The organism is Idiomarina sp. UBA4206 (genome assembly GCF_002383015.1).
Classification (GTDB): domain Bacteria; phylum Pseudomonadota; class Gammaproteobacteria; order Enterobacterales; family Alteromonadaceae; genus Idiomarina; species Idiomarina abyssalis.
Genome location: NZ_DFTS01000072.1, coordinates 64,277 through 70,821, shown reverse-complemented (window position 1 = coordinate 70,821; position 6,545 = coordinate 64,277). Strand labels below are relative to the sequence as shown.

Genomic DNA, 6,545 nt, shown 5'->3' with positions numbered 1-6,545 from the left:
GAGCTGCGCGGCCTCGGCTCGTTTAGGTGCGATGACTACCGGACAATCGGTTCTCCGGCGCATAAGCAAAGGTTCATCTCCAACATCTGCGGCATTATCATTTTCTGCGATGGAATGAGGAAATGGACCTTTTGCACCATAACCACGGCTAATAATACCCGGCGTCCAACCCTCATCTTTCAGCCACTGGCATAGAGCAACCACCATTGGCGTTTTCCCCGTACCGCCAACGCTGATATTACCGACAACGATAACAGGCACTTCTGCTTTATAGCGTTTTATCAGGCCTAAATGGTAAAAACTGCGGCGCAGGTTGGTCAGTAGCCAAAACAGCAATGACAGCGGTGCCAGCAAAATTAAAAGAGGATGCAGGTTGGCTTTATACCACTGCTTTTGTAGCCACACTAGGCGCCTCCGCTAAACTGCAAGTTATGCAATTGATAATACGCGCCTTCGTGATCCAGTAACTGCTGATGGGTACCTCGCTCAACAATCTCGCCGTTATCCATTACGATAATTTCGTCCGCATTTTCAATGGTCGACAAGCGGTGTGCAATGACAATGGCGGTCCGGTTTTGGCGCAAGGTGCCTAAAGCATCCTGAATATGACGTTCAGACTCGGTGTCCAGCGCCGATGTAGCTTCGTCCAGAATCAGAATAGGAGCGTCCTGCAATAATGCACGAGCAATAGCGATACGTTGCCGCTGCCCTCCGGATAACATCACTCCGTTTTCGCCGACCATGGTATCCAGCCCTTTCGGCATGTTATCAGTAAACTCGGTAACGTAAGCCTGCTCTGCTGCTTTAGTGATTTGCTCCCGTGACAACTCTTTCGCTGCACCATAAGCAATATTATTAGCGATAGTGTCATTAAACAGGGTCACGTTTTGTGAAACCAGAGCAAACTGGCGACGCAGACATTTCAGTTTATAGTCGTTAATGTTGTAGCCGTCGAGCAAAATGCGACCCTGCTCTACATCATAGAACCGGGTCAGCAGGTTTGAAATCGTCGATTTACCACTGCCCGAGCGACCCACCAATGCAAGGGTTTTGCCTTGTTTTACGCTAAAATTAATTTGCTGAAGTGCTGGCTCATCATCTTTTTGATAAGCAAAAGTCACATCTTCAAAAACAATATCCCCGGCCGCACGATCAATAACTCGAGACCCTTTATCAATTTCAATGGGCTCATCAAGAATATCAAACACACTGGTAGCCGCGGCTATACCCCGCTGGAAATCACTGTTCACGTTCGTTAACTGCTTTAATGGGCGCAGCAACATAATCATAGCTGTCAGCAAAGTTGTAAATGCGCCGGCTGAAAGCTCTCCCAGCATCTCCGGAAAACTGGCAATAACCAAAACCATGGAAAGACTTAAAGAAGCAATAAACTGAATAACCGAAGTACTAATGGCTCGGGGATTTACCAGCTTCATATTCTGATTGCGGGTAATGTTATTGATCTCGGAAAAACGTGCAGACTCACCTTTTTGTCCTTGATGCATTACGACCACTTTGTGGCCATTAATCATCTGTTCAGCGGTTGTTGTAACATTGCCCATAGCCGTCTGGATACGACTACTGACTTTTCTGAAGCGCTTGGACACGACCCCAACAACTTTAGCAATTAAAGGACCTACAACCAAAAATACTAACGACAGTTGCCAACTTTGATAAAACATCAACCCAAGCAAGCCAATAACAAACGCACCTTCCTTAATCAAAACCAGTAGCGCGCGGCTACTCGCTTCGGCTACTTGCTGAGTGTCATAAGTTATTTTCGAGATTAAGTCACCGGTTGAGTGCTGGTCGTGAAAGCTGACAGGCAGCTTCATCATATGGTCGAATAACTGCTGACGCATTTTAGTGACAACTTTAAAGCCAACCCAATGCAGGAAATAACTGGAAGCTACGTTTAGTAACCCTCTAAGGATAAAAATAAAAGGAACAAAAAGCGCACCGTAGAGCAATATTTTAGAGTCTTGCTCAGTTAAACCATCATCAATTAAAGTTTCTATTTGGGACAAAAATAAGGTATCAATGGCCGAATAGCCAATCATGCAGATAATAGCAAGGGTAAAGGCCGCTTTATAAGGTTTGATGTAACCTAACAAGCGCTTGAAGGTCGTCTTTTTTTTAATCTGAGAATCCATGTAGTCTCAATTAAGTCATTAACACTTTTGGTATTCTACCTGTTTTCAAAGGGTAACTCCAAACTCCATGTACTGCCGTCACTCACAATGGTTAATTGTCCACTCTTCATAGTCCCAAGCCAGGGCCGATTCTTTCGCGCAAGTCTTTCCAGAGTATATCGGTGGGGAAAGCGGTATCCACGATGCCGACCATAGCTTATCAAGTAGATATCCGCATCTACGGCCTGCAATAATGGCCAACTGGTGGACGTTTTACTACCGTGGTGCGGAACCACCATGACATCGGACTCTATTTCAGCAGGGCTTCGCAACCGCTCTAACAGCATTTTCTCGGCAGGCATTTCAATGTCTCCGGGCAAAAGTACAGTAAAACCGCGGAATTGAACCCGTAAGACACAAGAACGATTATTTTTACTTAATGCGGGTGAATCTTGATATTCCCGCGCAGGCCATAAAACTCTCCATTGTAAGTCATTCCAGTATCCCGTATCACCTGCTAAACACGGTTTATTGCTACCTTCCCCCTGCCACTGCAAATTGGGATAGCGTCTTGATAAGAAAGCACGGCCGCCGTTGTGGTCACTGTCTCCGTGGCTGATAAACGCAAGCTCAGGAACAAGTCCATGATAATTTAAAAACGGTTCAATCACCGACGCGGCCACACTAAAACCAGAATTAAATTCAATACCTGTATCGACCAGCATGGCTCTGCCATTTCGCTCCAGCACTATAGCCTGGCTTTGCCCTACATCCAGAACGTGAAGGCGCAACTTCCCGTCTCTTTGATTTAGCAGCACCAAAACAGAAAGAGGCAAACATAAAAGCAGTACTGTGCGTTGCCAGGTGTTTTTAAGCGGCACCAGCAGCACGAGGATTAACGCAAACAAACCACCGAACCTTGCCTCACGGCTTACAGGCCAGGCATCTAATTGCAACCAGGTTACTGGCTGCTTCGCTAAAAAACCGATAAACGGATTCAAATGTACAATCGGAAGCTCTGCCAATTGCCAAAGTGTTGAAGCGAAACTTAAATCCAAAAGTACGGCAACCGTTCCGGCTAACGCCAATGGCAACAACCAAAAGCTTATAACCGGTAATACCAGCAAGTTAACTAACGGTGCCAGCAGCGAAAACCCGCCAAATAGCAAAAACGACAAAGGTGCCATAACCACCAGTAACAACCACTGAACGGACCAAAGGCTTTTAATAGCAGAGAGTTTTCCGCGGGCTTTTTGCCAGCGCCAGCTTGCCAGGAACAATGCCGCAACCGCTGTAATCGAAAGCCAAAAGCCCGGATCCTGCAAAGCAAAAACATCAACCACAAGTACCGCAACAGTAACTCGTAACAGTAAACTTAATGGTCTTAATTTCAGACTTAGCGTCAGGTGCAAAAGAACGACCAAAAACATGGCCAACGCTCTTACTGTCGACACGGGAAAACCGGCCAGGGCGGCATAACCTGTTACAGCAAAAGCCGCTAAAACTAGCGACCAGAAACGGCTGTTAATGAGCTCTCTGGTTTTCAGGCCAACAGGGAGAAAGCGAAAGCAGAGGCGAAAAAAGAATACAGCGGAAGCGGCAACCATCCCCAAATGTAAACCCGATATAGCCAGGCTGTGAGCCAAACCGGTTTTTTGCCAACTTTCCCGGGTTTGTCGGCTCAATAAGCTGCGTTCACCAATAGTTAAGGCAGCCAGTATGCCGGGTTCGTTCAGATCACTCTGTTGTATCCAATCAAAGACTTTTTGCCGAAGACTGATATCAGAATCAAGCTTAACGCCCTCTTTAATACTTCCTATTGCGTGTATGTTATTGCGAAGCAAATATTGTCGATACCGAAAGCTCCCGTGGTTACGATAGTCTGTCGCTTCCTTTAAGCGCGCAACCAGCTGCCAGGTTTCTCCTGCTTTAGGGGCTTGTTTAAGATTCGCCCGGTACCAGTTCAACCGGACTCTGGATTGCTTCCAAATAGGCAACGCGTTGTCTGACAGCGTTTTAACCCTGCCCGTTATCCGCACGTGGTAAGGGTAACTCCGGGATATTTCATCCACCTCGATATTGAGCTTAACGTCGGAATTGAGAAAAGACGCCGGTATTGCCCGTATATTTTGCCAATAAAGGTTGGCATTAGCCCATAAAATACCGCAAAATAACGCCATCAGTAGTCGTGCGATCGATCGCCGTTTTGCTTTTTTCGGGCCGGCCCCCATGCGGGTGTAAGCTATCGCCAAAAGTAGTAATGCGATAGTTGAAACAATCAGCCAGAATTTAATGTCAGAGTGAGTGAAGGCGAACAAAATTCCGCCTGAAAACACGAGTAACCAGCGATCCATCGTTGCTCCTTCCTTGGGGCAGTAACAGGATAGGTAATAAACGTCACATTATGGCCAGACGCTTCATTAAACGCTTAATGCCTGATCACCAAAAAGTGCGCGAGTCAAAAGCGATCCGCTTATTTGGCAGCCTTTTGCATGACGCAAACTTGTGGCACCTGAACAGACGCTCGGCGTCAGGAGCCTTTGCGGTAGGCTTGTTCTGCGCTTTTATACCTGTTCCTTTTCAAATGTTATTAGCGGCAGCATCAGCAATTCCCTTTCGCGTAAATCTGCCACTCTCAGTTGGTCTGGTATGGGTCTCCAACCCTATTACCATGCCCCCCATGTTTTACCTTTGCTACCTGGTAGGAAATGCTTTGTTAGCAGAACCACCACAGCCCTTTGCTTTTGAAGCCAGTTGGGAGTGGTTAATGCACAGTATTTCAACCATAGGTCCGGCTTTCTTGCTTGGCTGTTTGGTTTTAGGAACGTTATCCAGCTTTATTGGTTACATTGGTATTCGTCTGTTGTGGCGCCAGTCTGTGGTCAAAGCCTGGCGCCGCCGTAATCCTTAAAATTAAATGCTTTGGTGTAAAGCTTTAGCCGGTTCAACTTTCACTGCTCTCCAGGCCGGATAAAGAGTCGCAAGCAAGCTCATTAGCAGTGCTACCCCCGCCACCAGAAAAACATCCGACCAAATCCATTCAGAAGGCACTTCACCGACAAAGTAGATATCGCTGGAAAGCACATCAAAATTAAACCAGGTTTCCAGCGTCAACATAATACTGGGTAAAAGTTGGGCCAGCAGTATTCCGCAAACACATCCGATAACAACGCCGTACAACCCATTCATAACCCCCTGCAGAACAAAAGACTGCAATAAGGTTTTGTCTTTCATACCCAAGGTTTTCAGCATTGCGATTTGGCTACGTTTTTTGGCGACCGTCATAATTAACGTGGATACAATGTTAAAACAGGCAACCGCCATAACCAAAATAAGAACCAGATAAACCACCCAGCGCACAAGTTCAATATCGCGATACAAGTGCCCGTGACTTCGCGTCCAGTCGTCAAGGTACACCAGTTCAGGCAGTTCATTACCCACTTGTCTGGCCACAGCCGGCGCAGAAAACACATCTTTTACCCGCAATCGGACAGAACTGACATCGCGGGCAAAATCCAGCTCATTTATCGCTGTATCGAGTGAAACGTAAGCGTTGTGGTAATCAATTTGCCCACCAAACTGAAAAAGCCCCGTCACTTGCAGTCTGACACGCTCGGGAGAGCGAAAACCTCGTTCTGATTTTTCGGGGGTTAACAACGAAACTGAGTCGCCTACTTCTAGATCCAGTTTTTCCGCTAACCCGGCACCTAATAGCAAGCCACCCTTTTGCTGCCAGCGCTGCCAGTCTTCCTTACTGACGTAATCCGATAAAGAAGAAACTTTTTGTTCATGCTCTGCCGAAACGCCCCGAACCTGAATGCCATGAAATGTCGACTGGGTTTGTACCATTACCGTGGCATTGACACCCGGTGCGGTAGCAACAACCTGAGGGTTCCGTTCAGCAATTTCTGCCACGAGCTCCCAGTTATCCAAAGCCCCTTCAACGGCACTGTATTCAATCTGAGGTACAACCGCTAAGAGCTTATTCTGTAACACCTGGTTGAAACCATTCATCATTGACAGTGCGGCAATTAATACTGCACACCCAAGAGCAATACCAATAGTTGATGACGCCGATATAAACGACAAGAAGCCTTGTTTCGCTGTTCCCTGACGAAAGCGACGGGCAATTAACCAGGCAAGCCGCATTAGTCTTCTTCCTTATGCAAAACACCGTTCTTCAAGACTTCTACGCGCTGCAGTTGCTTTGCCAGATGCAAATCATGGGTTACCACAATAAAAGCCGTGTTGGTTTCTTTATTCAACTCCAGCATTAATTGATAAATACTCTCTGCGGCCTCACCATCCAGATTACCGGTAGGCTCGTCAGCAAGCACAATTTGCGGTTTATTCACGAAAGCCCGGGCAATAGCAACCCGCTGACGTTCTCCCCCCGACAACTGCGCAGGCCGA

The 6,545-nt window shown here is 46.9% G+C and carries 6 protein-coding genes; 1 reads left to right on the top strand and 5 read right to left on the bottom strand.

What is annotated here, in order from left to right; genetic code table 11:
- The 3 genes from lpxK to B3180_RS14400 form a co-directional block, all read right to left on the bottom strand.
- Window positions 1-405 (bottom strand): tetraacyldisaccharide 4'-kinase (lpxK, locus tag B3180_RS14410; RefSeq protein ID WP_286845195.1); only part of this gene is annotated, 405 nt, incomplete at its 3' end.
- A complete protein-coding gene (gene msbA / locus B3180_RS14405) occupies window positions 405-2,153 on the bottom strand; it encodes a lipid A export permease/ATP-binding protein MsbA (RefSeq protein WP_286845194.1) in 1,749 nt (582 codons plus the stop codon). The genes msbA and lpxK, both read right to left, overlap by 1 nt.
- A gap of 35 nt (window positions 2,154-2,188) precedes the next feature.
- Window positions 2,189-4,486: a DNA internalization-related competence protein ComEC/Rec2 gene (locus B3180_RS14400; protein ID WP_278358396.1), complete on the bottom strand. Its 2,298-nt coding sequence runs from the start codon at window positions 4,484-4,486 to the stop codon at window positions 2,189-2,191.
- 50 nt (window positions 4,487-4,536) lie between these two features.
- Between B3180_RS14400 and B3180_RS14395 the strand changes: the two genes are divergently transcribed.
- Window positions 4,537-5,043: a DUF2062 domain-containing protein gene (locus B3180_RS14395; protein ID WP_054487350.1), complete on the top strand. Its 507-nt coding sequence runs from the start codon at window positions 4,537-4,539 to the stop codon at window positions 5,041-5,043.
- 2 nt (window positions 5,044-5,045) lie between these two features.
- Here B3180_RS14395 and B3180_RS14390 read toward each other — a convergent pair whose 3' ends face one another.
- Complete coding sequence (locus tag B3180_RS14390; RefSeq protein WP_278355897.1) at window positions 5,046-6,281, bottom strand: lipoprotein-releasing ABC transporter permease subunit; 1,236 nt, start codon at window positions 6,279-6,281, stop codon at window positions 5,046-5,048.
- Window positions 6,281-6,545: ATP-binding cassette domain-containing protein (locus tag B3180_RS14385; protein WP_286845190.1), on the bottom strand; the 265-nt coding region annotated here is incomplete at its 5' end. The genes B3180_RS14385 and B3180_RS14390, both read right to left, overlap by 1 nt.